Here is a 25,242-nt window from a genome sequence, read left to right on the forward strand (position 1 = left end):
TGTGGTATTTCCGGTTCTTCAGATACTGGGTGAGCAGCTTCTCAACCTGAATGAGTTTGCGACGACATCGAAGATGCGTCCCTCAAGCGCCTTCATCCAGATCGGCATCTTTCTCGAGATCGGCGGGTCCCTGCCTTGCATGCATGATGGAGACGATCACGATGTGGTCTTCTCGCAATATGTAATCCAAATGGTAAGGTGCTGTAACGAAGCGTCGAACGCCGTCGGCTGGTGCGACTACGACACCAACGCGAGGATGTTCGCCGAGGAGCCGCGCTGCCTTCTTGATCTGCTCGGAGAAGGCAACAGCGATCCTGCGCCCGAACTGAGCGAGATAAGCCCGCTCTCGTTCGACGTACCGTGTCGCTTCCTCCGAGAAGCGCACCTTCATCAGGCGGCCGCCTCACGATTGAGACGATCCAGCTCCGCAAACAGCTCTTCGGCGTCCACCATTCGTCCCGCTTCCGCATCCTCTAGGCCGCGGCGGATGCTCAACATTTCCGCCCCCTCCGCCATCAGGTAATACTTCAGCGCCCTGACGATCACCCAGGACCGGCTGCGATCCGCCGTCTCCGCGATCTTCTCGATATCCTCCAGAATATCCAGCGGCAGGCGCAGGGTGATCGGGTCGGAGAGAACGGGTTTGTCGGCCATGGTCGGCTCCTTCTGTAATACGTCGTATTACAAATCCTACACGCCCGATACCGTTCCCGCAATCGCGCCTCAATATCCAACCGCCTGGCGCTTCTCCTCGTCCGTCAGGAAATCCGCCGCGCCCACCCGCGCCCACAGCGCGTCGCGCTCGGCGGAAAGCCCCGCGATCGTGTCGAGGTCCGGTTCCAGCCTCAGCGTCCCGCCATAGGCCTGCGACAGCCATGCGGACAGGCTCGCCCCCGTGCGCACCAGGAGCGGCACCACCGTCAGCCGGTAGAAGGCGCGGTTCGCCTCCTGGTAGTTCGCGTAGGTGTTGTCGCCGGGAATGCCGATCAGCATCGGCGGCACGCCGACTGCCAGCGCGATGTCACGCGCGGCGGCGTTCTTCGCCGCGATGAAGTCCATGTCCTTCGGCGAAAGTCCCATCGACTTCCAGTCGAGCCCGCCTTCCAGAAGCAGCGGCCGCCCGGCATTCACTGCGCCCGAATAGCCGCTCTCCAGTTCCGCCTTCAGCCGCTCGTACTGGTCGGCGGAAAGATTGCCGCCCTCCTTCGGCTGGTAGACCAGCGCGCCGGAGGGCCGGGCAGAATTGTCGAGCAGCGCCTTGTTCCATTCGCCCGCCGCGTTGTGCAGGTCGAGCGCGGCGCCGGCGGCGGAAAGCGGCGGAAAACCCGTATGGTCGTCGAGCGGGTGGAAGAGCTTCAGGTGCAGGAGCGAAAGTCCGCTTCCCGCCTCCGCCGGCAGCCGGCGCGTTACGTTGCCGGCGCGGTAGTCATAGGCGGTGATCCAGCCGTCGCGGCCCTCCACCACGCTCACCCGGTCCGGCCGCAGCAGATGCAGTTCCCGCAGCCTGTCGCCCAGCACCAGCGGCTCCACATAGGTATTGCCGGACAGCATCAGGTGCCCGTAGAGCGCCTCGAAGAAATCCGGCCCCGCCTGGCGCGCGTTCGGCTGCGCCAGAAGCGGGAGCGCCGGATGTCCGCTCGCCTCCGCGTCCCCCTCATAGGCCAGCCAGGGAACGGAGGCGGCCGCCTCCGCCACCAGCCGCACGGCCCGATGCGCAACGGGGTTCCGCATGAAGCCCGCCCGTGCCAGCGCCCCATAGGAGCGGCCGGACCATCGGGCCGCCCCGTCGCTGGCGAAAATCGCAAAGCCACCCGCCGCCTTGGCTTCGACAGCCTGTCCTGCAGGCACGCCGCTTCCCCCGCCGCTGGCCGTCCAGGGCAGCCTGAATGGAGATTTCATGATTCCGTCCCTTTTCAAATCGCAGGCCGAAGCCCCGCGCCCTGCTCCGGTCTGCTCTTCCAGACGACGCGAGAGCTTGCCCTCAGTTCTGCGCCTGCTCCCACATGATCCGCTCGACCCGCCGGAGCTCGCGGCGCGAGCGGATCTGGCGCGCCGTCGGCTTGTCGGAAACCAGTGCACGCCGGCCATCCTCGTGGCGCACCGTAAAGCTCCGCTCCGCCGCCACCATGCCGTCCTTCCAGGGATAGATCCCGACCGCAGTAAGGCCGAGCTCGCGCAGGTCGCCGATGCCGCGCGTGCCGGTGCAATTTTCCATGGCCGCCAGTGCGATCTCCTCGAAGCTTCCGAGGTCGAGGTATTCTCCGACCGACACCGGCCCCTGAAACAGTTCGCTGCGCGGGTCACTGCCCTGGCTCGCCACCCGCTCGATGTCGCTCAGCGAGCAGAAGAGCTCCCTGTCGTCGAAGGCGATCCTGACGAGCAGGCCCTGGATGAAGACGATCTCCGGGCTCATATTGGTCAGGATGCAGCGGGCGGAAAGCTTGTGGCCTCCGCCCCGGGTAATCAGGATCTTCGGCCGCAACTGGTGGCGATGGCTCATGTAGAAGAGCTGCAGATAGAGCACCCAGACCAACAGCGTGGCGACGCTCGCCACCGCCGAAACGACGCCATAGTTCTCGCTGAGCCACGCCCACATTCGCTTGCTCCTGATCGGCACCAGCGGATGCAACGAGGCGGCAACGGTCGGGTTCCCGCTCCGGTGGCTCTATGCCGCCTCCGTCAGGTTCATCTCTGCCACGATCCGGTCCCAGCGAACGCAAATCGCGCCTGCGGTATTCTTCTCCACCAGCCCGACATCCAGCAGGGCCGAGACATCGGTGTGTACCCCGCGATAATCCCGCTGGAGCTTCTGCGATAACTGCCGGATGGATGTCGGCCCCTCGCCCTTCAGCGCACGCAAAAGCCGCCATCGGTTCGGCGTCAGCACCTTCAACAGCAGGTCCATGCTCTCGAACGCGATCTCCGCCGGCTGTTCGTCGAGATCGCCGCAGTCAATCCGGCGGGCAGCTTCGGCCGCTTCATCGAAGAAGCTTCCGATACCCGTCGCCTGCAGTCGAACTTCGCTCATGTCATCATCTCCCGTTCGACGTCGACCTCGAAATCGCGGATCAACTGCTCAAGGCTGGAGAACCGATACGGTTCCTCCCGGCTTCGGTAGTGCCGGTGGTCACCTTTGCCCTTCTCGTTGTCGTAGCCGATGATGCGTTCTCCCGGGCGACCGAAGAAGAGCGAGTATTTCAATCCATGCGGCCACTCGCGGCTTGCCGCGGGAAGTCGCGAGACCCGCATCTGGATGATCCTGCCGTCATCGAGAAGCAGCTTGCGGTCGAGGATCAGACTTGCCGGCGCCATTGATGTCAACGATACCATATGCTCCAATTTCCATCAACGACCCAGTGCCCGCGCAAACTCCCGCGCATGCCCCGCCACAAGGTCGGCCCGGTCGCGGCCGTTGATGATCTTGCGCGCGCCCACCCAGTCCTCGCGGCCCGGACCGAAATAGTCGTCCAGACGGTGGCCGGTGAAGCTGCCGCGGCGCATGCCCTCGATCAGGATCGCCACCGACACGTCCATCTCCATCGCCCGGCCGGGATCGGCGACGAGGTCGATCCCCGTCACCTCCGACATCGCTTCGTAATTCCGCCGATGGGTCAGTTGCACCAGGCCGCGGCCGAGCCAGGATTTGCCCTCCCCGTCCCGCCGCCAATAGGGTGTCTTCACCGTTCCCAGCCGCCCGGCGGCAAAGGCGGCGTTCAGCCGCCGGATCGCCTCCGCATCCGTCCGCGCCAGCGTCTCGCGCACCGGCTGCATGGTCGCCGCCGTCTCGTGGAAGGCGGCCGCCAGCACATAGGCCAGTTCCCGCCGGCCCGTCCCGGCGCCGTCGTCCCCCGTATGCGCGCACCAGCCGTCCAGGATCGCGGAAAGCCCTTCCACCTGCTTGTGGGTCAGCTTCCCCCGAAACGGTTTCTGCCTCACCCGTGCAAAGAAAGATGGGCGGTGGAGCTTGTCGGAATGCATGGCAAGTACTCCCGTTGGAGAGAATTCACTCGCTTTCAATCGGTTTAGAAAAAACTAAATCGTTTGAACTGCTTAGGCGCAGATTTACAAATCCTTCATCTTGTGGAACCAACGGCGCCACAGGACGTTTTGGTCGGCCTTTGAGATGGAGAGATCATGATGATGAACCAGCAAGCCCCGGCCCTTCAGCCCAAGCAGCAGCCCATCCCGCAGCACGTTCTCGATCGTCTTGAATCCGAATGGCGCCAGATGCGGGAGGCGTCCCTGCCCCAGCCGCGCCTCCAGGCCGCCGAATAGTCTAGATCCCCCGCACCCGCGGCTCTCCCTGCCCCTCGATCAGGAGAGCCGTGAGCGCCCAGACCAGCGCGTCCAGCCGGTCGGGCGAGCGGCCCGAGGACAAACCCTCGGGCCCGAAATCACACATCTGGTCTTCCAGTTCCACGAACCGACCCGCATGCACCACCCGCCGCTGCTCGTAGAGGGCGGCAACCGGTTCGGCGCGCAGGTATTTGCCGCGCGTTGCCCGAACCAGCGTCAGCGGCAGGGAGACGTCGACGCTTCTCAGCATCGCCGCCACCATCTCGCCGCCCTGGTTCACCTCGGCAACGATCCTGTCGGCGGCAAACCGCCGGTAGGTATTAGCCACGGCCTTTGCCCAGCCGGCCGGCGTCATGCCCTCCACGGAACAATCGGCCAGCACCACCGCCCGTCCGCCCGCATCCAGCCCCGCCACGACGATGCCGCAGCAGGAATGCTCGCCGGAACCGGAGGGTGGATCGACCGCCACGACGATCCGCCGCAGCGCCTCCGTCACCCGCACCGTGCAGGCCTCGATCTCGGCGCGCTTCCAAAGCGCATCCTCGCGGTCCTCGATCAGTTCGCCGTCGATCTCCTGCCGCCCGAGCCTTGTCCCGCCATAGCGCTTCTGCAGCTCGATGAGGAAGCCGGGCGCCAGGTTCTTCGCATTGTCCCTGGTCGCAATCCGCACCAGCCGCGTGCCATCCTCGCCCATCAGCCGTTTCAGGAGCGGCACCGGCCGCGGCGTCGTCGTCACAAGCTGACGCGGGTCGCGGCCGAGCCTCAGGCCGAACTGCAGCATGTCGAAGGTCTCCTCCGCATGCTTCCACTTCGCCAGTTCGTCGCACCAGGCATAGTGAAACTGCGGCCCGCGCAGGCTTTCCGGATCCTCGGAAGAGAAGATCTGCGCCACCGCGCCGTTCGGCCAGACAAGCCGCCGGCGCGAGATCTCGAACTCGGGCCTGTGGCGCCCGCGGGCGATCCGGCAGATGCCGGAAACCCCGTCCACCATCACCTCGCGCGCCTCGCCCAGCGTTTCCGCCACCAGCGCGATCCGAAGCTGCGAGCGGCCAACCTCTGCCGAGACCAGCGCCTGCACCCATTCCGCCCCGGCCCTCGTCTTGCCCGAACCCCGCCCGCCCATCACCAGCCATGTCCGCCAGTCCCCCGGCGGCGGCCTTTGCTCGCGCCGGCCAGCAAAGCGCCACTCGCGCTCGAATCCGAGGTGGAAATCCTCGTACGGATCTTCGCTCCCCGTGGTGAGATAAGGCGACGCGTCCTTTGGACCACTCTCGCTCCTTGAGGGGGAGATGCCCGGCAGGGCAGAGGGGGGTATTCCCACAGGCGCTGAGCCGACCTCCTGCGCACAGGTAGGACCGCCTACCGCTTCCCTCGCCTCCGGCAACCTCTCGTCCTCAAGAGACGGCATCGCCGCTTGCGGGCCGTGTCCCTCCACGTCTCTGCCGATCACCGCCCCCAGTGCCGTACCCAGGTCAACCGCGCGTCTCGCCGTTTCCCGGGCCACGACAATCCTCTCGAAGCCCCGGCCCATGCCCGAGGACACCTTCACCGTCTTGCCCAGAAGCTTCTCGTTTCGCTGCCTGATCGTCCGTTGGCTGTCTGGCTTGGTCGCCGAGACGCTCCAATACCCAGGCTGGCGGACCGTCGCGCTTCCAGGCCTCGTAAAGATGGAAGGCATTTTCATCGGCACGGTCCTTGATCATCTGGATGAAGCGTTCCTTCGCCTCCCCATACCCACTTGCCTCCGCCGCACGCTCCGCCTCGTCCGCCCGGTCGCGGGCAAGCTGGCGCTGCAGGCTGTCGACCTTCTCCAGCGTCCGGACGATCAGCGACATGGCGTCGGTCGCCGCCTTGATGTCGGCGCGGGCAAGCTTTCCCGCCGTCTCGTCGCCACCGGCAAGCAGCCGTTCGGCGGCAACCCGCATGGCCCGGAAGGCGTCAAACTGCCCGCGCATCTCGACCGTCATCTCGTTCAGGAGCCGCCGAAGCTCTTCCGCTGCGGAAACCTGGGGCCCCTCCGCCGACTTGGTTTCCAGAACCACTTCCCGGACGTCCTCCGCCAGCGGATCGTCCTCGGGCAGCGCCTCGCGATAGGCGGGCGCCGCCTCCCAGCAGCCGAACAGCGCAAGGTCCACCGCCAACGGATCGAAGGCGTCAGGTTGATCGGCATGTTCCACGGCAAATCTCCAGCCATGCGCCGGCGCCCGGCGAGCCTGAAAAAGGCTCCGGCGACAGAGGCATCCGGCGTCAGAACGAAAAAAGGCCCGGCGCAGGGGGCCGGGCCAGCTTTGACTGGAAGGCCTGCAACCCGGCTGCCGGCCGGCTACAGATCTTCGACTATGCCTGAACCCTACCAGACGACCGTAACGCCGTCAAGGATTAAATTCCTATCACGGTGATTTTATAGGGAGCCATCTCCTCTCCGCCTCCCCCACTGACCTACCCCCTCCCCAGCCCCGCCCTAAATGCCCGCCCCGAAACGAAAGGCAGGCATGGCATGAACAACCCCTTGCAGGACACCAGGGCGCTGAAGGCGATCCTCGAGGAGGTGGTGGAGGATGTCCGCAAGGCCGCCCCCGGCATCTATGAGAAAGCCGTCAGGCAAGCGGAGGAGTGCGACAAGCCGCAGCCTAAGAAGGCCGACTTCGAGAAGTTCGGCATTGCCGTCCATACCCGCATGGGCGAGCTTGTCTCGGCCGGCAATGCCGGCGTCGGCTTTCCCATCCAGTCGATCTCGAAGGTGTTTGCGCTGGAAGTGGCGCTGCAGGCGGTCGGCGAAAAGCTCTGGAAGCGCATGGGCCGCGAGCCATCTGGCGATCCCTTCAACTCGATCATCGACCTGGAGCGCGACCGCGGCATCCCGCGCAATCCCTTCATCAATGCCGGCGCGCTGGTGGTCTGCGACATCCTCGTCGGCATCGGCGGCAATGCCGGGCCGAACCGCCACGTGGTCAGGTTCCTCGAAAACCTGCTCGACGACCGGACGCTCGATTTCGACAGGACGGTGATGGAAAGCGACCGCACGGGCGGCGACCTCAACCGCTCGCTGATGTACATGGCCCGCCACTACGGCAATCTCGACCATCCGGTGGAGAAGGTGATGGACGCCTATATCCACCAGTGCGCCATCACGCTGGATTGCCGCGGACTGGCCAGGGCCGGCTGCTTCCTGATGCTCGACGATCCGGATGACGGCGAGGAGGTGACGGTGGCGGCCGCACGCCGGGCGCGCCGCATCCTCGCCGTCATGATGCTTTGCGGCCAGTATGACGGCTCGGGAGATTTCGCCTATCGCGTCGGCCTGCCCGCCAAGTCGGGCGTCGGCGGCGGCATCCTGGCGATCGCACCGCATCGGGCCTCTATTGCCGCCTGGTCGCCGGCGCTCGATCCGATGGGCAATAGCTGGCTTGGGACGCTAGGCTTGGAGCTCCTGTCGAAGAAGACCGATTGGTCGGTCTTCGGTCGCGCAAGGCATTGATCCGACAGGATATCGGTTACCAGCCATCGCGGTCGCGCTGGCGCCTGCGTTGTTCATCCTCGCGAGGCATGGGTGGAGGCGTGAGCGCCTTCTTCAGGTCGATGCCGGCAAGCTCGTCGATCACCAGCAGATAGAGAAGATAGATGGATACGGCAGCCATCCAGAAGCCGGTCCAGCCACCGACGCGAAGGCCGGTGCCGATGGAAAGCTGAAGCGCGATGAAGGCCAGTGCGCAAAATCCGATTTGGCTCAATCTAAGCATGTCGGTCACCTGGATCCGAGTGGGTGATGCCGCAGAAACATTATACTAAAGTCTAGGTTCCCCGAAAAGTTCTGCGAACGAAGCAGGCGCCGGAATCGCAGGATCCCGGCTCCTGTTTTCCGTTGCGCTCAGGCAGCCCTGCGCCCGAGCCCCCGGATGCGGAAGGCAACGTTGAAGGCAAGCTTGCTGACGATGATCGACAGCACGAAGGCGATCGGCCAGGCGGTGATGAAATTCTTCATCCAGACCTGCAGCCATTTCGGCGTCAGGCCGAGTTCCAGCAGGCTGAAAATGCCCGTCATCAGGAAGGCCATGGTCATGGAAATGAGGAACTGCGCAATCAGGATGGTTTTCTTGTCGGCCATGAAATTCTCCAGGGGTCGGGGAACGGAGAATGATGGCGTCGAAGCACCCATCAAAGCACCACTCCCCCTGTTCAAGGGTGGTGCCGTGGGTTCGCGGGTCGGCCCGCGACTGGATCCCGCTCAAGCGGGGGCCGGAATAACCAAACCGGCCTCGCAATCTTTTCGACGCGCCGTGAATGCCGCCCGTCTTGCGGTCTGTCAAGCCTGCGCCGGAACAATCGCAAAGCCCTCCCGTTAGCACGGCACCATTTCCGGAAAGGGCTTTCCATGGATATCGCCACGGCACATGCGCAGCCGAAGACGCGGGTCGCGCTGACCATCAACGGCCACCGCCACGACCTCGAAATCCACCCATGGGTCACGCTGCTGGACCTGCTGCGCGGCCCCATGCAGCTCAACGGCACGAAGAAGGGCTGCGATCATGGCCAGTGCGGCGCCTGTACGGTGCTGATCGACGGCGAGCGCATCAATTCCTGCCTCAAGCTCGCCGTCACCCTCGACGGCACCAACGTCACGACCATCGAAGGCCTCGGCACGCCAGACGAGATGCACCCCGTGCAGAAGGCCTTCGTGGAGCATGACGCCTATCAGTGCGGCTATTGCACACCCGGCCAGATCTGTTCCGCCGTCGCCCTTCTTAGGGAGGGTTATGCCCGCAGCCGCGAGGAGATCCGCGAGATGATGAGCGGCAATCTCTGTCGCTGCGGCGCCTATACCAACATTGCCGATGCCATCCAGGACGTCATGGAGCAGGAAGTGAAAGTCGGCATGCGGGAGGCTGCGGAATGAGGCCCTTTTCCTATACCCGTGCCGAAACGCTCGGCGATGCCATGGCGGCTCTTGCCGCCAACCCCACGGCCCGTGTGCTGGCCGGTGGCACCAACCTCATCGACCTGATGAAGTATGATGTCGAGCGCCCGGCTGCGATCGTCGACATCAACCGCCTGCCGCTGAAGGAGATCGAGGAACTGCCGGATGGCGGGTTGCGCATCGGCGCGCTCGTCTCCAACGCCGCGCTTGCCTATCATCCCGCGGTCACCGAGCGCTATCCTCTGCTCGCCAGCGCCATCCTTGCCGGTGCCTCGCCGCAGCTCCGCAACGCCGCCACCACCGGCGGAAACCTCTTGCAGCGAACCCGCTGCTACTATTTCTACGACCCCTCCACGCCCTGCAACAAGCGCGAGCCCGGCTCCGGCTGCGGCGCGATTGGCGGCGTCAACCGCATCCATGCCATTCTCGGTGCCAGCGAACACTGCATCGCTACCCACCCGTCGGACATGTGCGTGGCGCTCGCGGCCCTCGCGGCTATCGTTGAAGTCGAGGGGCCGGACGGCCGCCGTGACATTCCCTTCGCCGATTTCCACCGCCTGCCCGGCGACCACCCGGAGCGCGACAACACCATGCGCCAGGGCGAGATCATCACGGCGGTGCGGCTGGAGTGCAATCACTTCGCCCGCCACCACAGCTACCTGAAGCTGCGCGACCGGCTCTCCTATGCCTTCGCCCTCGTCTCCGTCGCCGCCGCACTCGACGTCAAGGACGGGATGATCGTCGATATCCGCGTGGCGCTCGGCGGCGTCGCCCACAAGCCCTGGCGCGACAGCCTGGCGGAAGCCGAATTCGCGGGCCAGCCGGCGACGGAAGAGACCTTTGCCGCACTCGCCGACCGGCTGCTCGCCGGCGCGGAAGGCCAGGGCGACAACGACTTCAAGATCCCCATGGCCCGCAAGGCCATCGTCCGGGCGCTGAAGCAGGCCGCCGCCGGCACGCCGCAGGTCCAGTCCGACAAGCGCATCCGCTGAAGGAGATCCGTCATGTTGAACGAAAAGCCAGTCTTCGGATTTCCGCTGCCGCGCATCGACGGCCCCCTGAAGGTCACCGGCACCGCCCCCTATGCCGCCGAGTATCATGCTCCCGGCATGCTCTTCGGCTATGCCGCCCAGGCGACGATCGCAAGCGGCCGCATCGCCTCGATAGACACTGCCGAAGCGGAAGCCTATCCGGGCGTGGCCAAGGTCTATACCCACAAGAACCGCCCCTCGGTCGCCTGGCGCGACAAGAAGTGGAAGGACGAGGTCGCGCTTCCCGGCCACCCGTTCCGGCCGCTCGAAAACGACCGCATCCTGTTCGGCGGCCAGCCGGTCGCGCTCGTGGTCGCCGAAAGCTTCGAGGCCGCTCGCGACGCCGCCGAGCTGATCCGCATCGAGTATCATCCAGACGAACCGCATACCGACATCACGGTGGAGCGGGCAAAAAGTTACGTGCCGCCGGAAGCGCGCAAGGACAGCATGGTTCCCACCGATCCGCGTGGCGATGCCGAAGGCGCCTATGAGGCCGCCCCCTTCAAGATCGACGTCGAATACCTGCAGCAAGGCGAGCACCATAATCCGATGGAGCTCTTCGCCTCGACCGCCATCCGCAACGAGGACGGGACGCTCACCGTCTACGACAAGACGCAAGGCTCGCAGAACAGCCACGACTATGTCTGCAACGTCTTCGGCCTCAAGCCGGAGAACGTGCGTGTCGTCAACGCCTATGTCGGCGGCGCCTTCGGCTCCGGCCTGCGCCCCAAGCACCAGTTGTTCTTCGCGGTCATGGCGAGCCTCGACCTGAAACGCTCGGTGAAGGTGGAGATGAGCCGCAGCGAGATGTTCTACCTGACCTGGCGGCCGGCCACGATCCAGCGGATGCAATTTGCCGCAAACGCCGACGGAACGCTGGCATCGGTCCGCCACCACGCGATCCAAGCGACCTCGCTGCGCGAGGACTACCAGGAAAACGTCGTCAACTGGTCGGGCCTCACCTACAAGTGCGACAACGTCAAGCTCTCCTACGAACTCGCCAAGACGACCATGTCGACCCCGGGCGACATGCGCGCACCCGGTGCCGCCACCGCCTTCCTGGCGCTGGAATCGGCGATGGACGAGTTGGCCTATGAGGTCGGTATGGACCCCCTGGAATTCAGGGGGAAAAACTTCGTCAGCTACGACCAGAACGACGACCTGCAGATCACCTCCAAGGAACTCGACACCTGCTACCGCGTCGGCGCCGAACGCTTCGGCTGGGACAAGCGTAGCCACGAACCCGGCTCGATGCGCGACGGCAACGACCTGATCGGCTGGGGCGTTGCCACCGGCGTGTGGGAAGCGACGCTGACGCAGGCAGAGGCCAAGGTCCGCCTTTTCCCGGACGGCAAGATCACCGTCATGGCCGCTGCCTCCGATATCGGCACCGGCACCTATACGATCCTTGCCCAGGTCGCAGCCCAGGAACTCGGCCAGCCAGCCGACCGCGTCAGCGTGCTGATCGGCGATTCCACCCTGCCGAAAACCTCCGTCGAAGGCGGTTCCTGGACTGCCGCCTCCTCCGGCTCCGCCGTGCAGGCGGGCTGCATGGAAATACGCAAGACGCTCCTGTCGCTGGCGCAGAAGATGGACAATCATCCCTTCGGCAATGCTCCCGTCGAGGAACTGGCGATCCGCGACAATCGCCTCGTGCTCGACCGCAACGACCAGATGGGGCTATCGATTGCCGACATCCTCGGCCACCACGGCATGTCGTCGGTGGAAGGCCATGGCAAGGTGGCGCCGGACCAGGAGCAGGCGAAGAAATACACGAGCTTCACTCACGGCGCCGTCTTCGTGGAAGTCAGGATCGATGCGGAACTCGGCGTGCCGCGGGTGACGCGGGTGGTCAGCGCCATCGATGCCGGCCGCATCATCAATCCGAAGACCGCGCGAAGCCAGATCCTCGGCGGCGTCGTCATGGGGCTTGGCATGGCGCTGCACGAGGAAGGCATGATCGACCACCGGACCGGCCGGATCATGAACCACAACCTCGCCGAATATCACGTCCCCGCCCATGCCGATGTCCACGACATCGATGTCATCTTCATCGAGGAAGAGGACAAGATGGCGAGCCCGATCGGCGTCAAGGGGCTGGGCGAAATCGGCATTATCGGTGTGGGCGCCGCCGTCGCCAACGCCATCTTCCACGCAACCGGAACCCGCCACCGGCATTTCCCGATCACCATAGACAAGATCATGGAAGGATTGCCCCAGTGACTGGCCCCAGTGACCGGCCGCCGGGAACCCGGCATCGTCATTCTGCCGGCATCTTCATCGAAGCGATGATCTCCGCCGCGGAAAGCTCGGACAGCAGCCGCTTGAGGTCCGGTTCCTGAACCAGTTCGGTCGCTTCCGGCAGCGAGCACCATTTCCGCCTCCGCTGGCCCTTCTCGCGCCACTGCAGCAGCGTCCCGCGAACCTTCAGCCCGAACAGCGAGACGTCGCACCACATCTGCGATCCGTCTGCCCTGCTCTTCAGATAGCGAAACTCACCAAACGGCGCGGCGCTCGTGGTGCCGATGACGCCCGCCTCCTCGTATGCCTCCCGCTCGGCCGCGGCGCGGGGAGAAGGATCGTCGCCAAGCCAGCCCTTCGGCACGATCCAGCGTCCCCGCCGCCGCGAGGTGACGAGAAGGATCCGCAGGCTCCCGCATCGGCCAATTCTCCACGGCAAGGCTCCCGACTGTTCGAGAACCGGAACCTCGCCCGGAAGAAGATGGCCGCCCGGCGCCAACGAGGAGCCGGAAGACGCTCCGGCCACGTGAAGGGGCGGTCCGTCCGCAAGGGGGGCCGGGCGATGCGAGCCGCCCGTGCGCGGATCATCGACCTGCGGCGGAAGCGCAGCCCGAAGAACGTCGCCCGCAGGCGTCATCACGGTCCCGGAAGATATGATAGGGGGTCTCATGGCAGTCGACATGCAAGAATCCAGTCGCAGCCTCGTGGAGGCGCGATACGAGTGAGCCGCATGTTTTGAATGAGGGTCCCGAAGCGGCGAATGCGGTTAGGGTGACGATGAGCCGCTCCGGGAAAGACCACGTCCTTCCCCGACCAACCTCGTCACCATCACAAGCGCATTCATACCCATGCGCTCATATATGGGCCTGCCGGACAAGCTGTTCAACCGGCTCGGGGACGCGGGAGGCTGATACTTGACGGAACAGCCGAGAAGGGCGATGAGTGCTCGACCTTCAATTCGAGAAAGCAGCGGCATCCTCCATGGCGAAAGAGCCAAAGCTGGAATATTCTGATTTTTCAGGAGAATTCGAAGACGACGGCGTGACCGTGCTCGTCGACATCCACCGGGCCGTCGGAAGCGAAGGCGGCTGGACGCTGGAGGTGATCTCCCAGGAGGAAGACGTCACCACCTGGGAAGGCACGTTCGAGACGGACAAGGAGGCCTGGGAGGAGTTCCTGGCGACCACCGAGAAGGACGGCATACGTTGGTTTCTCGGAGGCGAGGAAAGCGAATCCGTGCACTGAGCTTTAGGGGCTCGTCCACGCCATCCACCCCAGGCCGGGCCGGCAACCGCAAGCCCCGCCGCGATTGCCGCGTCGGCACGCCTAGAAGACGAACATGTAGAGCAGGATGATGACGAAGATGGGCACGCCCATGGCCCACAGCACGATTCCTTTGAGCATCTTCTTTCTCCTCTTGTTGTACCGGACAACGCCTCTTGAGCGCCGGAGGTTCCGAACCCGCGGTGCGCCTTTACGAGACGTGCACATGCGTCAGCCCAAGCCTTGAGACGGCAGAGGTACTGCGCTTCTACGGGATCTAGTCCACCTTCTTGATCACGCTGATATCGCCTTCCGCCTCCAGTACTGCCACGCGGACCTCGGAGATGTCCTCCACCCCCGACAGGCGCAGTACCGAGACAAGCTCCTCCTCGGTGATCATCTCGCGACGCATGTTTCTCTTCAGCATCCGCCCATCCTTGACCAGTTGCGTCTGTTTATGGCGCATGAGCCGGCGGATGAACGGCACGCGGTATTCGAGGAAATCGAGCACATATCCCCAGACCAGCACCAGGGCGATCATCAGCAGGAGATCCCCTATTTGGTAGGAACCCGCGGTGATCGACGTTGCGCCGATCGTGCCGATGACGATCAGGATGAGCATGTCGTTCGGCGAGATGTGGCCGGTGTTCCGTTTCGGCACCACCCGGATCAGCATCACCAGCACCAAAAAGACGATGCTGGTACGGATCACGATCTCGAGCAATGGCTGGCTGAGGCTGAATGTCTCGATGAGGATAGCCATGGTCTCTCGCCACCCCTCCGCAGATCTTGAGCGACGGCCTCAATCATCCGGGTATTCGATCCGGTAACGGCTCACCAGCCGCAGCGACCGGTCGGGCTGGATGATGTATCGCTCGCCCCATTCCTGGCTGAACCGGTCGCGGAAGCGATGGGTAACCGTGCTGCCGACCGGCGCCTTGGTCAGCCGCGTGGCCGGCTGGCCGCCATAGGTGATGCTGCCGGGAACGGGTTCCAGCTCTGCGCCGGTGGTACAGCCGCTGAGGCCAAGGATGAGGGCGGGTATCAAGAGGCGCATCATGGTCTTCTCCTGCATCGGGTCGGAGGTTCAACAACGGCTGCCGCGATAGGTTCCGCGCTTGGCGAATGGCAGGCGCCAAGCTTCGTAGCATTCTGCGCAAGGGACGAAAGGGGACGGCCAGCGTGATCTCGCGGCAGCAACGTGACGTCAATCGGTCGCCCGACCCCGTTCTAAAGATAACGGCAGTCGCGTCCCGGGTGGCTTGTGACAGAGCGGGAGCGCCAAGTCCACCACAGCCGGTGAAGGAAATCCAGGTCGCCCGTCCCCGAGCAGGCAGCGTGAACCGGGCTCCTCGGCGCCCTTCAAGGCCCCTTTCGGCGGTCCTCCGCCAAGGTGTGCGCCACAAGCGCATTCGCATGGCCATGGCCCATGCCGTGCTCGTTCTTCAGCATGGCGACCAGGTCCATGTGCCCGGCTGGATATTGCCTCCGCACCACCTCCTGCCAATGGGCGATGGGCTGACCGTATTTTTTCTCGATGGATGGAAAATAGGACGCGGGGCCCTTGATCCTTTCGCTGGTCACGGCGCTCATCCCCTCCGCGCCGCCTCGATCGCGGCGACGTCGATCTTCTTCATCGTCATCATCGCCTCGAAGGCGCGTTTCGCTTCGCCGCCGCCGACCGCAAGCGCTTCCGTCAGCACGCGCGGCGTGATCTGCCAGGAGATGCCCCACCGGTCCTTGCACCAGCCGCATTCGCTTTCCTGCCCGCCATTGCCGGTGATGGCATTCCAGTAGCGGTCGGTCTCCTCCTGGTCCTCCGTGGAGATCTGGAAGGAGAAGGCTTCGCTGTGCCTGAAGGCCGGGCCGCCGTTCAGCCCGACGCAGGGAATGCCGGCCACCGTGAACTCGACGAGAATGACATCGCCCGCCTTGCCGGAGGGGAAATCCGCAGGTGCGCGCATCACCTTCCCCACCCGGCTGTCCGGGAAGGTCGCCGCGTAGAACCGCGCGGCCTCCTCGGCTTCCTTGTCAAACCAGACACAGACCGTGTTCTTGGCCATTTCGATCTCCTTCCCAAGGGTTGCATCGCTTCATCGTGATCGATTGCGCTCCCAGGACGAACTGACGGCCGGCAGGCCGACAGCGGCCGAGAAAAATCCTTGCGTCCCCGGACCGCAGACCCGTCTCCGCGGCGGCCGCCGCCTCCTGCGTTCGACGCCTGTGGGTAATCCTTTGCGCCCCGATGACAGCGCCAGCCTTACCCGCTAACGACGTGTCCGGCGCATCGGCCGCAGCCTGCGGCGGTGCAATGTCGGAACGGGCAAGCAAGGGGCATCACGCATGGGCGAGAGTAGCGGCTATTTTCCGCGGTGGCGGTTGAAGACGGAGGGGCGCATCCTGCCCGACGAGCGGCTGCCGGCCGCGCAGACCATGGTGCTCGGCCTGCAGCACGTCGTCGCCATGTTCGGCTCGACGGTGCTGGCGCCGATCCTGATGGGCTTCGACCCCAACGTCTCGATCCTGTTCTCGGGCATCTCGACGCTGATCTTCTTCATCGCCGTCGGCGGCCGGGTGCCGAGCTATCTCGGCTCCTCCTTCGCCTTCATCGGGCCGGTGCTGGTGGCGACGGCGGCGGTCGCCGGCGCGCCCAATCCGAACATCGCGGTGGCGCTCGGCGGCATCATCGTCGCGGGAGCGCTCTACGCGCTGATCGGCGTCATCGTCATGGCGGCCGGCCACCGCTGGATCGAACGGCTGATGCCGCCGGTGCTGACGGGCGCGATCGTCGCCGCGATCGGCCTGGTGCTGGCGCCTATCGCCATCGCCAGCGCGTCCGGAACCGGCCCGGACAGCCCGGACGGCAGCCAGTTGTCGCGCTGGGTGGCGATCCTCACCGTCGCCGCCGTCGGCCTGATCGCGGTCTATGCTCCCGGCATGACCCGCCGCCTGCCGATCCTCATCGGCGGGGCGCTCGCCTACATCGCCTATCTGGTGCTCGCCAACGGCTTCGGGCTGGGCGCGCCGATCGACTTCTCCGGCGTCGCGGCCGCCGCATGGTTCGGGCTGCCGAGCTTCACGGCACCGGTCTTCTCTGTGCCGGCCATCACGCTGATCGCGCCGGTGGTCGTCATCCTGGTGGCCGAAAACCTCGGGCACATCAAGGCGATCGGCGCCATGACCGGGCGCAACCTCGATCCCTATCTCGGCCGCGCCTTCATCGGCGACGGCGTCGCCACCATGCTGTCCGGCTCCTTCGGCGGCACGGGCATGACGACCTATGCAGAAAACATGGGCGTCATGGCGGTGACGCGCATCTTCTCCACCCTCGTCTTCCTGGTCGCCGCAGCGATCGCCATCCTGCTCGGCTTCTCGCCGAAGTTCGGCGCGCTGATCCAGACAATTCCCGGACCCGTCCTCGGCGGGCTGTCGATCGTCGTCTTCGGCCTGATCGCCGCCACGGCCGGCCGCATCTGGGTGGAGAACAGGGTGGATTTCGCCGAGCCGCGCAACCTCATCACCGTCGGCGTGGCGCTGGTGCTCGGCGCCGGCAATTTCAAGCTCGAGGTCGCGGGCTTCACGCTCGACGGCATCGGCACTGCGACGATCGGCGCGATCGCGCTCTACCATGCGCTCGGCTGGGCGAAGCCTGCCGGCAGGACCGAAGCCTGACCAGGCTGGCCCGGCTCACGTGCCGCAGAAGGTCTGCAGCACCCGCTCCTCCGGTTTCGGGGGAACGGTGTAGACCTCAAACTCCGGGCGGTCCTCGTAGGGCCGTTCCACCGCCGCAAGCAGCCGGTTGAAGAAGCTGAGGTCGCCGTAGTTGGCGGCGGCCAGAGCCTCCTCGACCTTGTGGTTGCGGGGAATGATGGCCGGGTTGACGGCGCGCATGGCGGCAGAGCGTTCCTCTTGCGAACCCCTCTCTCGCTCGAGCCGAGCCCGCCAGGTTTCGAGCCAGGTGGTTGCCTGGTTCCTTTCCTTGAAGGACGAGAGGAAGGCCTCCTCGCCCGCGCCGGCTGCAACGTCGCAGAGCCGCCGGAAGGTCAGCGTGAAATCGGCCTCGCCCTCCTGCATGGCGGAAAGCAGCGCCTGCACCAGTTCTCCGTCGCCCTCCTCTTCGCCAGAAAGGCCGAGCTTGCGGCGGAAGACCGAAAGCCAGGCATTCTGGAAGCGCTGGCCGAACTCGCTCAGCACGTGGTTGGCCGAGAGCACCGCCTTGTCCTGATCCCCGTCGATCAGCGGCAGAAGGCATTCGGCGAGCCGGGCGATGTTCCACTGGGCAATGCCCGGCTGGTTGCGATAGGCGTAGCGGCCGCCCTGGTCGATGGAGGAGAAGACCTTCATCTGGTCGTATTCGTCCAGGAAGGCGCAGGGGCCGAAATCGATGGTCTCGCCGGAAAGCGTCATGTTGTCGGTATTCATCACCCCGTGGATGAAGCCGACGCCGAGCCAGCGGGCGACGAGCTCACCTTGCGCGAAGGCGACGGCGCGCAGGAGTTCCAGGTAGGGCTTCTCCGCCTGCCGGAGCGCCGGGTAATGACGCTCGATGACGTAGTCGGCGAGAGTCCTCAGGCCGTCCACATCCTGCCTGGCGGCGAAATACTGGAAGGTGCCGATACGCACATGGCTCGACGCCACGCGCACGAAGACGGCACCGGGCTGCGGCGTCTGGCGATAGACCTGTTCGCCGGTGGCGACGGCGGCGAGCGCCCGCGTCGCCGGAATGCCGAGAGCGTGCATCGATTCCGAAAGGATGTATTCCCGCAGCACCGGACCCAGTGCGGCGCGTCCGTCGCCACGGCGGGAAAAGGGCGTCGGCCCCGCCCCCTTGAGCTGGATGTCGCGGCGGACGCCGTTTCTGTCGATCACCTCGCCGATGAGGATGGCCCGGCCGTCGCCGAGCTGCGGCACGAAGGAGCCGAACTGGTGGCCGGCATAGGCCATCGCGAGCGGGGTAGCGCCCTGTGGCACGACATTTCCGGCAAAGATCGCCGCCAGCCGCTGCGGATCGGTCGCATCCGCCTCAATTCCCAGCTCCGCGGCAAGCGGCCCGTTGAATTTCAGCAGCACCGGACCTTCCACGGGTTCGGGATAGACCGAGGCATAGAAGCGCTCGGGCAGCCGGGCATAGGAATTGTCGAACTGGAACAAGAAACACTCCTTCGGGTCCGTTACCGCTGAAAATGGGAAACCATGGCCTTCCAACAAGCGGGCGGCGCCATGGTTGCGCCCCATTTGCAATGTCTTCCTTGGCGCGGGCGGCGGACAACGGACTGCGGGAACGGTGCTGATGCAAATTCGCAACAGCAGCTTTTCTTTGCAGCCGGGCGAGGAAACCGGCGGAACCGCGGCCCTTTCCCTTCGTTTTGTCGCCATCATCAACTACAGGCGGTCGGGGCAAAATACTGTTACTTCTCATTTACAAAAAGCTGTTGTAATTCAGCTACAGCTTTATCAGTGAGATAGATTACAACCTGATCATCTGCATTCGAGTAAGGAGAGCATCATGAAGAGAATCCTGTTCCTGGCGGCTGGCGTTGCAATGGTTGCATCGTCTTCAGCCTTTGCCGCCGATGCGGTGGAAACCATTCCGGAAGCGCCGGTGGCCGTCGAAATGCCGGCAGCCTTCAGCTGGAGCGGCCCGTATCTGGGTGTGCATGGCGGCTATGGCTGGGGCGATGGTTCGATCGACGGCATTCCTGGTGACGGCAGCTTCGACGGCGGCCGCTTCGGCGCCTTCGCCGGCTACAACTGGCAGATGTCGAACGGCTTCGTCGCCGGTATCGAGGGTGACCTCAACTACGACTGGAACGACGACGACATCGGTGGCGGCTTTGAAGGTGAAACCGGCTTCTCCGGCTCCGTTCGTGGCCGTGTTGGTTACGCCATGGACCGCACGCTGATCTACGCAGCTGGCGGCTGGACGGCAACCAATGTTGAAGTCACCGGTCCCGGCTTCGACGAAAGTGACACCGCACATGGCTGGACCCTCGGCGCTGGTATCGACCATGCCTTCACCGACAACATGTTCGGCCGCCTGGAATACCGCTACAACGACTATAGCAACGCTGATCTCGGCCCCGGCGCCGAGGCTGACTTTGACCAGCACGTCGTTCAGGTCGGCATCGGTGTGAAGTTCTGATCCTCCCGCATATCCTTGGAAAAGGGCTCCGCAAGGGGCCCTTTTTCGTTTCAGGACGGCAGTTCGGGAATAGCCGGGGATGACCGACGGGCATGTGCCGATCCCGCCAGGGGCTGGTCCGCCGCCTCAGTGCAGGTGCTTCAGCTTGTCCGGATTGCGCATCACGTAGATCGCCGTCACCTTGCCATCCTGGATGTCAAGCGCCGTCGTCTGCAATTCGCCATCTGCTTCGCGGGTGATGAAACCCGGCAGGCCGTTGACCATGGTCACGCGGATCAGTTCCCAGCCTCCCTTCTCGAAGAAGCGCACCAGCGACTGCTGGACCTTCATGACGTCCTCGATCCCGAAGAGCAGCCTGAGTGCCGCAGGGCGCTTGCCACCACCATCGGAATGCATGCTGACATCGGCGGAAAGCATGGCGGAGAGCGTCGCCATATCGCCGCTGCGCGAAGCCGCGAAGAAAGCCTCGGCGATCTCCAGGCCGCGCTTTCGGTCCACCTGAAACCTCGTGCGCGCCTCCCTGACATGGGCACGGGCGCGGGCTGCAAGCTGCCGGCACGCAGCCGGCTCGCGTCCGACCGATGCCGCGACCTCCCCGAACTCCAGCCCGAAGACGTCGTGCAGCAGGAAGGCTGCACGCTCCAGCGGCGAAAGCCGCTCGAGCGCAAGCATCAGCGGGAGCGTCACGTCCTCCTCTTCCTCCTCCTCCACCACCGGATCGGGAAGCCAGGGACCGACATCGGTCTCCCGCTTCTTCCGCGCCGATTTCAGCTGATCGAGGCAGAGCCGGGTGACGGTGCGGCGCAGGAAGGCCTCGGGCTCACGCACCTCCACGCGGTCGGCCCTCATCCAGCGGATGAAGGCCTCCTGCACCACGTCCTCGGCATCGGCCACCGAGCCCAGCATGCGGTAGGCGACGCGCAGCAGCTTCGGGCGCAGCGGCGCGAAGCTTGCCGCGGCATCCTCGTGAGCATCCTCGGGGCTGGGGCCTGCCATCAGGCGACCGCCTTCTGCGCATCGGGAATTGGGGGCGTGCTTACCCAAAGGCCGAAGCCGACGGCGAGACGGTTCCAGCCGTTGATGACGTTGATCATCAGGGTAAGCTTCACCTGTTCCTCCTCAGTGAATTCCGCCTCCAGCGCCTGGCGGGCCGGCTCCAGCGCATGGCCTTCCGAAAGCCGCGTCAGCGCCTCGGTCCAGCCCAGCGCTGCGCGCTCGCGCTCGGTATAGCACGGCGCCTCGCGCCAGGCCGAGAGCAGATAGATGCGCTGTTCGGTCTCGCCCTTGGCGCGGGCCTCGGCCGTGTGCATGTTGATGCAGTTGGCGCAGCCGTTGATCTGCGAGGAGCGGATCTTCACCAGTTCAATGATATTCCATTCCAGGCTCGCCGCAGCATCCATGGACACGCCCATCCACTTTTTCATAAGGGCGGGAGATGCGGCGAAGGGATCAAGTCTCGGTGTCATGGTCATATCCTCTGTTGGGGTTACGACACAAAGACGAGGCAGGATCTGCCGGTGTGACATGACCCCGGATTTTTTCGTCTGGAAGGCCAGCGGCGCTCCGGCGGGAAGCCGCCGCCCGCGTTCCCGCGCCAGGGAACCTGATCGGCTCAACGGCAGGAAAGCGGCGGATGCTTGCTCCGGATCAACCGCCGTTGCGGGCGGATCCGCTAGAGTGGAAATGGAGGATCTTTCGGCAATGGGAGGCAGGCATGGGTTTGGTGCAGCGGATCGGGTTGCGGCTTGAGCGCCAGTCGCATCTGATGAGCATGATGATGGAGCGGCTCGGCGTGGACCAGGAACTGGCCGGACAGGAGCAACTGGGGCTGACCATGGCGCATGCCGTCAGATCCTGCATCTTCTGCCGTTACAGCGCCGCCTGCGAGGAATGGCTCTCCGCCGGTGCCGGCCGCACGCCGCCGGCAGGGCCGGAATTCTGCGGCAATCGGGAATTCTTCAGCGCCCACAGCTAGCATGCCCGTCGCGCCCGAGGCGCGACAGGCATCCGCTCGTCAGGCCGCCCTCTCCGGCGTATAGCCCGCCTCGCGGATGGCGTCCTCGGCCTTGGCCGCATCGCCTTCCACGGTCACCCGCCTGGACGACAAGTCGACGGTGACGGCGGCACCGGGCAGCGCCTCGCCGAGGGCGGAGCGGACGCTCTTTTCGCAATGGCCGCAGGTCATGTCCGGGACGGTGAAGGTGGTGGTCATGGGCAGTCTCCTTTTGTTGTCGCTCGTTTCTGCGCCTTTCCCATGGCGGGAAGGTCAAGCGCTTTTGCCGGGGCGCACGGGGGCCGGTGCCGCGGCGCCGGCCAGATCATTGAGGATCGGGCAGTTCGGCCGGTGGTCGCCGCTGCAGCAATGGGAAAGGTGCTTCAGCGTCTTCACCATGCCCTGTATCTCGGCGATGCGCCGCTCCAGGTCGGCGATATGGACCTCGGCCACCTCCTTGACGGCGGCGCTGGTGCGATCCTTGTCCCGCCACAGCTTCAGCAGCGTCTCGGTTTCCTCCAGCGAGAAGCCGAGATTGCGGGCGCGCTTGATGAAGCGGAGGACGTGCACCTCTTCCTCGCCATAGACGCGGTAGTTGTTGCCGGTGCGGCCCATCGGACGGATGAGGCCGATCTCTTCATAGTAGCGGATCATCTTGGAGGAGACGCCCGACGCCTCCGATGCCTGGCCGATGTTCATCGCGCGCCCTCCCGCTTCACCCTCACCGTCTTCAGCCGCAGTGCGTTGGCGACGACGAAGACGCTGGAAAAGGCCATGGCGCCGGCGCCGATCATCGGCGAGAGCTGGATGCCGAAGGCCGGATAGAGCACGCCGGCCGCGACCGGGATCAACGCCACGTTATAACCGAAGGCCCAGAACAGGTTCTCCTTGATGTTGCGGATCGTGCCCCGGCTGACGGCGATCGCATCCGCCACGCCGGCGAGCGAACCGCCCGAGAGAACCACGTCGGCGCTTTCGATCGCCACATCCGTGCCGGTGCCGACGGCGACCCCGACATCGGCCTCGGCGAGCGCCGGCGCATCGTTGATGCCGTCGCCGACGAAGGCGAGCTTGCGGCTGCGTGCCGATCTTTCCCCTTCGCCCCGCAGTGCCCGGATCGCCTCGACCTTGCCCTCCGGCAGAACCTCGGCCAGCACGCGGCCGATGCCGACGCGGCGGGCAATGGCTTCCGCCGTCCGCCTGCGGTCGCCGCTGACGATGGCGACCTCGAGCCCGAGGTCGTGCAGGGCGCGGATCGCGTCCACGCTATGCGGCTTCAGTTCGTCGGCCACGGCGATGACCGCAGCGAGCCGGCTGTCGATGGCGGCATAGACGGGCGACTTGGCATCTTCCGCCAGCCGGTCGGTATCGGCGGCGAAGGCGGAGACGTCGAGGCCGAGCTTCCGCATCAGGCGGTCCGACCCGACGGCGACCGAATGCTCGCCGACCCTCGCCTCGATGCCGTAGCCGGCCGTGGCCCGGAAATCCGTGGCAGGGCGAAGGGCAATGCCCTTTGCCTCGGCGGCGCGGACGATGGCATCGGCCGTCGGATGCTCGGAGAGCGCCTCCACGGAGGCGACCAGAGCCAACACTTCATTTTCGTCAAAACCTTGCGCCGTGACGAGATCCGTCAGCTCCGGCTTGCCCTTGGTGATCGTGCCGGTCTTGTCAAAGACGACCATGTCGACCGAACGCAATTCCTGCAGCGCATCGCCCTTGCGGAAGAGGACGCCGAGTTCGGCGGCGCGGCCGGAGCCGACCATGATCGACATCGGCACGGCAAGCCCCATGGCGCAGGGGCAGGCGATGATGAGCACCGCGACGGCGGCGACCACCGCATGGCTGAGCGACGGGCCGAAGACGAGCCAGGCGAGGAAGGTGACGACGGCGAGCGCGATGACGGCCGGCACGAACCAGGCGGTCACCTTGTCCACCAGCGTCTGGATCGGCAGCTTGGCCCCCTGCGCCTGCTCCACCATGCGGATGATCTGCGCCAGCATGGTATCGCGGCCGACCTTTTCGGCGCGGAAGCGGAAGGAGCCGGTCTTGTTGATGGTGCCGCCGATGACGGTGGCGCCCTCGCCCTTCTCGACCGGTACGGGCTCGCCGGAGATCATCGATTCATCCACATGCGAGGCGCCGTCGATCACGATGCCGTCGACCGGAACGCGCTCGCCCGGCCGGATGACGACCATATCGCCGACGACGACCTCCTCGGTCGGGACGTCGACGGCGCGGCCGTCGCGCTCGACGCGGGCGGTCCTGGCCTGCAGGCCGGCGAGCTTCTCGATCGCCCGGCTGGCGCGGCCGCTGGCACGGGCTTCGAGCAGCCGGCCGAAGAGGATGAGGGTGACGATGACGGTCGCCGCCTCGTAATAGACGTAGCGGGCGTTTTCCGGCAGCAGGCCGGGCGCGAAGGTCGCGACCAGCGAGTAGCCGTAGGCGGCCAGCACGCCGACGGCGACCAGCGAGTTCATTTCCGGCGCGCCGCGGAACAGCGCCGGCAGGCCGCTCTTCAGGAAGCGGAGACCGGGGCCGAAGATCACCGCAGTGGCGAGGACGAAATAGGCATAGTGGAGCGTCTGCGTCTCCACGGCGCCCATCAGCCAGTGGTGCATCGGCTCATAGACGTGGCTGCCCATCTCCAGCACGAAGAGCGGCAGGGTGAGGACGAAGGCGAGGATCAGGTCACGCCGCAGCTTTCCGTCGCCATGCATATGGGCGTGGTCGTGGCTTGCATGAGCGTCGGCGGCCGCCTGACCGGCATGCTCATGGTGTGCATGGTCCTGGGCACCGTGGCTGGCATGGGGGTCGGCGCCGGGCGCCCCGTAGCCCGCATCATTCAGCGCCCGCTGCATCGCGCCGGCCGGCACTTCGTAGCCGATCTTCTCGATCGCCGCGGCCAGGGCCTCCGGCGAGAAGCCATCACCGGGCTCGACGGTCAGCTTCTTCGTCGCAAAGTTGACGGAGCTTGCCGCCACACCCGGCACCCGGGACGCGGCGGTTTCGACGCGGCGCACGCAGGACGCGCAGGTCATGCCTTCGACGGGAATGCTGATCGGTTCGACGGAAGGCGGTGTTCTGACGGTCTCGTTCATGGCGGAATCCTCTGTTCCGCATATAGGTGGACCTTCCCATGATGGGAAGGTCAAGGGCGGCGCGGGGAAATTCGTGAGGGATGTCGTAAGAGGAGGCGCGCGCGTCCTCGGATCGGCAACAGGCGCTCAGCACGGGCGCGAGCGATGAGAAAGATCATTGTCGGCGCATTGGCGAGTCTCGACGGCATCTTCCGGGCGCGGGCGGGCCGGAGGAGGATCCGGCCGGCGGCTTGCGGCACGGCGGCCCGGCTTTCCATCCGAGC

32 protein-coding genes are annotated in these 25,242 nt (G+C 65.2%); 10 read left to right on the plus strand and 22 right to left on the minus strand.

What is annotated here, in order from left to right; translation table 11 throughout:
- Positions 1 to 82 precede the first annotated feature (82 nt).
- From RTCK_RS03625 to RTCK_RS03655, 7 genes are all read right to left on the minus strand, one after another.
- Positions 83 to 391, minus strand: coding sequence for a type II toxin-antitoxin system RelE/ParE family toxin (locus RTCK_RS03625; protein ID WP_142591682.1), 309 nt, complete (start codon positions 389 to 391; stop codon positions 83 to 85).
- On the minus strand, positions 391 to 654 hold the full coding sequence (locus RTCK_RS03630) for a CopG family ribbon-helix-helix protein (protein WP_142521347.1): 264 nt from the start codon (positions 652 to 654) through the stop codon (positions 391 to 393). Before RTCK_RS03630 ends, RTCK_RS03625 begins: the two co-directional genes overlap by 1 nt.
- Positions 655 to 723: 69 nt before the next feature.
- Entirely contained in the window at positions 724 to 1,899 is a 1,176-nt protein-coding gene (locus tag RTCK_RS03635; protein WP_142591684.1) for a phage portal protein, read from the minus strand.
- Between the two features lie 82 nt (positions 1,900 to 1,981).
- Positions 1,982 to 2,596: a hypothetical protein gene (locus tag RTCK_RS03640; RefSeq protein ID WP_142591686.1), complete on the minus strand. Its 615-nt coding sequence runs from the start codon at positions 2,594 to 2,596 to the stop codon at positions 1,982 to 1,984.
- A gap of 69 nt (positions 2,597 to 2,665) precedes the next feature.
- Positions 2,666 to 3,028, minus strand: coding sequence for an HVO_A0114 family putative DNA-binding protein (locus RTCK_RS03645; protein WP_142591688.1), 363 nt, complete (start codon positions 3,026 to 3,028; stop codon positions 2,666 to 2,668).
- Complete coding sequence (locus RTCK_RS03650; protein WP_235988525.1) at positions 3,025 to 3,330, minus strand: toxin-antitoxin system TumE family protein; 306 nt, start codon at positions 3,328 to 3,330, stop codon at positions 3,025 to 3,027. The genes RTCK_RS03645 and RTCK_RS03650 overlap by 4 nt, the downstream gene beginning before the upstream one ends.
- Before the next feature lie 15 nt (positions 3,331 to 3,345).
- On the minus strand, positions 3,346 to 3,978 hold the full coding sequence (locus RTCK_RS03655) for a hypothetical protein (protein ID WP_142591690.1): 633 nt from the start codon (positions 3,976 to 3,978) through the stop codon (positions 3,346 to 3,348).
- Between the two features lie 156 nt (positions 3,979 to 4,134).
- Here RTCK_RS03655 and RTCK_RS03660 point away from each other — a divergent pair, with 156 nt between their 5' ends.
- Positions 4,135 to 4,275 carry a hypothetical protein gene (locus RTCK_RS03660; protein ID WP_185927910.1) on the plus strand — a complete coding sequence of 47 codons (141 nt, stop codon included), beginning with the start codon at positions 4,135 to 4,137 and terminating at the stop codon, positions 4,273 to 4,275.
- Between the two features lies 1 nt (position 4,276).
- On the opposite strand, the gene RTCK_RS03665 is transcribed toward RTCK_RS03660, so the two are convergent.
- On the minus strand, positions 4,277 to 5,827 hold the full coding sequence (locus RTCK_RS03665; RefSeq protein WP_408004504.1) for a DNA-packaging protein: 1,551 nt from the start codon (positions 5,825 to 5,827) through the stop codon (positions 4,277 to 4,279).
- Positions 5,769 to 6,473 (minus strand): hypothetical protein, encoded by a 705-nt coding sequence (locus RTCK_RS03670; RefSeq protein ID WP_185927894.1) that lies wholly within the window; start codon positions 6,471 to 6,473, stop codon positions 5,769 to 5,771. The genes RTCK_RS03665 and RTCK_RS03670 overlap by 59 nt, the downstream gene beginning before the upstream one ends.
- A gap of 320 nt (positions 6,474 to 6,793) precedes the next feature.
- Here RTCK_RS03670 and glsA point away from each other — a divergent pair, with 320 nt between their 5' ends.
- Positions 6,794 to 7,774: a glutaminase A gene (gene glsA, locus RTCK_RS03675; RefSeq protein ID WP_142591692.1), complete on the plus strand. Its 981-nt coding sequence runs from the start codon at positions 6,794 to 6,796 to the stop codon at positions 7,772 to 7,774.
- Between the two features lie 16 nt (positions 7,775 to 7,790).
- Here glsA and RTCK_RS03680 read toward each other — a convergent pair whose 3' ends face one another.
- Positions 7,791 to 8,036 (minus strand): hypothetical protein, encoded by a 246-nt coding sequence (locus RTCK_RS03680; RefSeq protein ID WP_142521352.1) that lies wholly within the window; start codon positions 8,034 to 8,036, stop codon positions 7,791 to 7,793.
- A gap of 128 nt (positions 8,037 to 8,164) precedes the next feature.
- Entirely contained in the window at positions 8,165 to 8,401 is a 237-nt protein-coding gene (locus RTCK_RS03685; protein WP_142591694.1) for a DUF2798 domain-containing protein, read from the minus strand.
- A 267-nt stretch (positions 8,402 to 8,668) separates the two neighbouring features.
- Between RTCK_RS03685 and RTCK_RS03690 the strand changes: the two genes are divergently transcribed.
- Genes RTCK_RS03690 through RTCK_RS03700 form a run of 3 tightly spaced genes read left to right on the plus strand, consistent with a single transcriptional unit; the run spans position 8,669 to position 12,465 of the window.
- Positions 8,669 to 9,190 carry a (2Fe-2S)-binding protein gene (locus RTCK_RS03690; protein WP_142591696.1) on the plus strand — a complete coding sequence of 174 codons (522 nt, stop codon included), beginning with the start codon at positions 8,669 to 8,671 and terminating at the stop codon, positions 9,188 to 9,190.
- Entirely contained in the window at positions 9,187 to 10,203 is a 1,017-nt protein-coding gene (locus tag RTCK_RS03695) for an FAD binding domain-containing protein (protein WP_142591698.1), read from the plus strand. The genes RTCK_RS03690 and RTCK_RS03695 overlap by 4 nt, the downstream gene beginning before the upstream one ends.
- 12 nt (positions 10,204 to 10,215) lie before the next feature.
- On the plus strand, positions 10,216 to 12,465 hold the full coding sequence (locus tag RTCK_RS03700; protein WP_142591700.1) for a xanthine dehydrogenase family protein molybdopterin-binding subunit: 2,250 nt from the start codon (positions 10,216 to 10,218) through the stop codon (positions 12,463 to 12,465).
- A 37-nt stretch (positions 12,466 to 12,502) separates the two neighbouring features.
- Here the strand turns inward: RTCK_RS03700 and RTCK_RS03705 are convergent, their stop codons facing one another.
- On the minus strand, positions 12,503 to 13,120 hold the full coding sequence (locus RTCK_RS03705) for an NUDIX hydrolase (RefSeq protein ID WP_185927895.1): 618 nt from the start codon (positions 13,118 to 13,120) through the stop codon (positions 12,503 to 12,505).
- Positions 13,121 to 13,464: 344 nt separating this feature from the next.
- On the opposite strand from RTCK_RS03705, the gene RTCK_RS03710 reads away from it, so the two are divergent.
- Entirely contained in the window at positions 13,465 to 13,728 is a 264-nt protein-coding gene (locus RTCK_RS03710; RefSeq protein WP_142591899.1) for a hypothetical protein, read from the plus strand.
- A gap of 295 nt (positions 13,729 to 14,023) precedes the next feature.
- Here RTCK_RS03710 and RTCK_RS03715 read toward each other — a convergent pair whose 3' ends face one another.
- The 4 genes from RTCK_RS03715 to RTCK_RS03730 form a co-directional block, all read right to left on the minus strand.
- Positions 14,024 to 14,509, minus strand: a complete 486-nt coding sequence (locus tag RTCK_RS03715) for a DUF421 domain-containing protein (protein ID WP_142591704.1) — start codon at positions 14,507 to 14,509, stop codon at positions 14,024 to 14,026.
- Positions 14,510 to 14,548: 39 nt separating this feature from the next.
- The gene (locus RTCK_RS03720) at positions 14,549 to 14,803 is read right to left on the minus strand and encodes a hypothetical protein (RefSeq protein ID WP_142591900.1); all 255 of its coding nucleotides are present in this window, start codon (positions 14,801 to 14,803) and stop codon (positions 14,549 to 14,551) included.
- Positions 14,804 to 15,108: 305 nt separating this feature from the next.
- Complete coding sequence (locus RTCK_RS03725) at positions 15,109 to 15,330, minus strand: DUF4287 domain-containing protein (protein ID WP_142521359.1); 222 nt, start codon at positions 15,328 to 15,330, stop codon at positions 15,109 to 15,111.
- A gap of 5 nt (positions 15,331 to 15,335) precedes the next feature.
- Positions 15,336 to 15,809 (minus strand): VOC family protein, encoded by a 474-nt coding sequence (locus RTCK_RS03730; protein ID WP_142591706.1) that lies wholly within the window; start codon positions 15,807 to 15,809, stop codon positions 15,336 to 15,338.
- Between the two features lie 280 nt (positions 15,810 to 16,089).
- Between RTCK_RS03730 and RTCK_RS03735 the strand changes: the two genes are divergently transcribed.
- The gene (locus tag RTCK_RS03735; RefSeq protein ID WP_142591708.1) at positions 16,090 to 17,418 is read left to right on the plus strand and encodes a solute carrier family 23 protein; all 1,329 of its coding nucleotides are present in this window, start codon (positions 16,090 to 16,092) and stop codon (positions 17,416 to 17,418) included.
- A gap of 15 nt (positions 17,419 to 17,433) precedes the next feature.
- Here RTCK_RS03735 and RTCK_RS03740 read toward each other — a convergent pair whose 3' ends face one another.
- The gene (locus RTCK_RS03740) at positions 17,434 to 18,897 is read right to left on the minus strand and encodes a protein adenylyltransferase SelO (RefSeq protein ID WP_142591710.1); all 1,464 of its coding nucleotides are present in this window, start codon (positions 18,895 to 18,897) and stop codon (positions 17,434 to 17,436) included.
- Here RTCK_RS03740 and RTCK_RS03745 point away from each other — a divergent pair.
- On the plus strand, positions 18,881 to 19,207 hold the full coding sequence (locus tag RTCK_RS03745) for a hypothetical protein (RefSeq protein ID WP_142591712.1): 327 nt from the start codon (positions 18,881 to 18,883) through the stop codon (positions 19,205 to 19,207). The two genes, RTCK_RS03740 and RTCK_RS03745, sit on opposite strands and share 17 nt — an antisense overlap.
- A gap of 45 nt (positions 19,208 to 19,252) precedes the next feature.
- Positions 19,253 to 19,888 carry an outer membrane protein gene (locus tag RTCK_RS03750; RefSeq protein ID WP_142591714.1) on the plus strand — a complete coding sequence of 212 codons (636 nt, stop codon included), beginning with the start codon at positions 19,253 to 19,255 and terminating at the stop codon, positions 19,886 to 19,888.
- A gap of 126 nt (positions 19,889 to 20,014) precedes the next feature.
- Here RTCK_RS03750 and RTCK_RS03755 read toward each other — a convergent pair whose 3' ends face one another.
- Positions 20,015 to 20,884 carry a sigma-70 family RNA polymerase sigma factor gene (locus tag RTCK_RS03755; protein WP_142591716.1) on the minus strand — a complete coding sequence of 290 codons (870 nt, stop codon included), beginning with the start codon at positions 20,882 to 20,884 and terminating at the stop codon, positions 20,015 to 20,017.
- Positions 20,884 to 21,354, minus strand: coding sequence for a carboxymuconolactone decarboxylase family protein (locus RTCK_RS03760; protein ID WP_142591718.1), 471 nt, complete (start codon positions 21,352 to 21,354; stop codon positions 20,884 to 20,886). The genes RTCK_RS03755 and RTCK_RS03760 overlap by 1 nt, the downstream gene beginning before the upstream one ends.
- A 248-nt stretch (positions 21,355 to 21,602) precedes the next feature.
- Between RTCK_RS03760 and RTCK_RS03765 the strand changes: the two genes are divergently transcribed.
- Entirely contained in the window at positions 21,603 to 21,863 is a 261-nt protein-coding gene (locus RTCK_RS03765) for a DUF6455 family protein (RefSeq protein WP_142591720.1), read from the plus strand.
- Between the two features lie 39 nt (positions 21,864 to 21,902).
- Here RTCK_RS03765 and RTCK_RS03770 read toward each other — a convergent pair whose 3' ends face one another.
- Genes RTCK_RS03770 through RTCK_RS03780 form a run of 3 tightly spaced genes read right to left on the minus strand, consistent with a single transcriptional unit; the run spans position 21,903 to position 24,979 of the window.
- A complete protein-coding gene (locus tag RTCK_RS03770; RefSeq protein WP_142521367.1) occupies positions 21,903 to 22,100 on the minus strand; it encodes a heavy-metal-associated domain-containing protein in 198 nt (65 codons plus the stop codon).
- A 54-nt stretch (positions 22,101 to 22,154) separates the two neighbouring features.
- On the minus strand, positions 22,155 to 22,580 hold the full coding sequence (gene cueR / locus RTCK_RS03775; protein WP_142591722.1) for a Cu(I)-responsive transcriptional regulator: 426 nt from the start codon (positions 22,578 to 22,580) through the stop codon (positions 22,155 to 22,157).
- Positions 22,577 to 24,979: a heavy metal translocating P-type ATPase gene (locus RTCK_RS03780; RefSeq protein WP_142591724.1), complete on the minus strand. Its 2,403-nt coding sequence runs from the start codon at positions 24,977 to 24,979 to the stop codon at positions 22,577 to 22,579. The genes cueR and RTCK_RS03780 overlap by 4 nt, the downstream gene beginning before the upstream one ends.
- Between the last annotated feature and the right edge of the window lie 263 nt (positions 24,980 to 25,242).

The organism is Pseudorhizobium endolithicum (assembly GCF_902153245.2).
Classification (GTDB): Bacteria; Pseudomonadota; Alphaproteobacteria; order Rhizobiales; family Rhizobiaceae; genus Neorhizobium; species Neorhizobium endolithicum.

Coding starts and splice junctions, on each gene's coding strand:
- RTCK_RS03645 (WP_142591688.1), bottom strand. CDS start 3,028: ATGAGCGAAGTTCGACTGCAGGCGACGGGTATCGGAAGCTTCTTCGAT.
- RTCK_RS03755 (WP_142591716.1), bottom strand. CDS start 20,884: ATGGCAGGCCCCAGCCCCGAGGATGCTCACGAGGATGCCGCGGCAAGC.
- RTCK_RS03630 (WP_142521347.1), bottom strand. CDS start 654: ATGGCCGACAAACCCGTTCTCTCCGACCCGATCACCCTGCGCCTGCCG.
- RTCK_RS03780 (WP_142591724.1), bottom strand. CDS start 24,979: ATGAACGAGACCGTCAGAACACCGCCTTCCGTCGAACCGATCAGCATT.
- RTCK_RS03715 (WP_142591704.1), bottom strand. CDS start 14,509: ATGGCTATCCTCATCGAGACATTCAGCCTCAGCCAGCCATTGCTCGAG.
- RTCK_RS03765 (WP_142591720.1), top strand. CDS start 21,603: ATGGGTTTGGTGCAGCGGATCGGGTTGCGGCTTGAGCGCCAGTCGCAT.
- RTCK_RS03640 (WP_142591686.1), bottom strand. CDS start 2,596: ATGTGGGCGTGGCTCAGCGAGAACTATGGCGTCGTTTCGGCGGTGGCG.
- RTCK_RS03735 (WP_142591708.1), top strand. CDS start 16,090: ATGGGCGAGAGTAGCGGCTATTTTCCGCGGTGGCGGTTGAAGACGGAG.
- RTCK_RS03650 (WP_235988525.1), bottom strand. CDS start 3,330: ATGGTATCGTTGACATCAATGGCGCCGGCAAGTCTGATCCTCGACCGC.
- RTCK_RS03635 (WP_142591684.1), bottom strand. CDS start 1,899: ATGAAATCTCCATTCAGGCTGCCCTGGACGGCCAGCGGCGGGGGAAGC.
- RTCK_RS03690 (WP_142591696.1), top strand. CDS start 8,669: ATGGATATCGCCACGGCACATGCGCAGCCGAAGACGCGGGTCGCGCTG.
- RTCK_RS03660 (WP_185927910.1), top strand. CDS start 4,135: ATGATGATGAACCAGCAAGCCCCGGCCCTTCAGCCCAAGCAGCAGCCC.
- cueR (WP_142591722.1), bottom strand. CDS start 22,580: ATGAACATCGGCCAGGCATCGGAGGCGTCGGGCGTCTCCTCCAAGATG.
- RTCK_RS03705 (WP_185927895.1), bottom strand. CDS start 13,120: ATGACGCCTGCGGGCGACGTTCTTCGGGCTGCGCTTCCGCCGCAGGTC.
- RTCK_RS03730 (WP_142591706.1), bottom strand. CDS start 15,809: ATGGCCAAGAACACGGTCTGTGTCTGGTTTGACAAGGAAGCCGAGGAG.
- RTCK_RS03700 (WP_142591700.1), top strand. CDS start 10,216: ATGTTGAACGAAAAGCCAGTCTTCGGATTTCCGCTGCCGCGCATCGAC.
- RTCK_RS03655 (WP_142591690.1), bottom strand. CDS start 3,978: ATGCATTCCGACAAGCTCCACCGCCCATCTTTCTTTGCACGGGTGAGG.
- RTCK_RS03685 (WP_142591694.1), bottom strand. CDS start 8,401: ATGGCCGACAAGAAAACCATCCTGATTGCGCAGTTCCTCATTTCCATG.
- RTCK_RS03750 (WP_142591714.1), top strand. CDS start 19,253: ATGAAGAGAATCCTGTTCCTGGCGGCTGGCGTTGCAATGGTTGCATCG.
- RTCK_RS03665 (WP_408004504.1), bottom strand. CDS start 5,827: ATGGGCCGGGGCTTCGAGAGGATTGTCGTGGCCCGGGAAACGGCGAGA.
- RTCK_RS03770 (WP_142521367.1), bottom strand. CDS start 22,100: ATGACCACCACCTTCACCGTCCCGGACATGACCTGCGGCCATTGCGAA.
- RTCK_RS03720 (WP_142591900.1), bottom strand. CDS start 14,803: ATGCGCCTCTTGATACCCGCCCTCATCCTTGGCCTCAGCGGCTGTACC.
- RTCK_RS03680 (WP_142521352.1), bottom strand. CDS start 8,036: ATGCTTAGATTGAGCCAAATCGGATTTTGCGCACTGGCCTTCATCGCG.
- glsA (WP_142591692.1), top strand. CDS start 6,794: ATGAACAACCCCTTGCAGGACACCAGGGCGCTGAAGGCGATCCTCGAG.
- RTCK_RS03695 (WP_142591698.1), top strand. CDS start 9,187: ATGAGGCCCTTTTCCTATACCCGTGCCGAAACGCTCGGCGATGCCATG.
- RTCK_RS03710 (WP_142591899.1), top strand. CDS start 13,465: ATGGCGAAAGAGCCAAAGCTGGAATATTCTGATTTTTCAGGAGAATTC.
- RTCK_RS03760 (WP_142591718.1), bottom strand. CDS start 21,354: ATGACACCGAGACTTGATCCCTTCGCCGCATCTCCCGCCCTTATGAAA.
- RTCK_RS03625 (WP_142591682.1), bottom strand. CDS start 391: ATGAAGGTGCGCTTCTCGGAGGAAGCGACACGGTACGTCGAACGAGAG.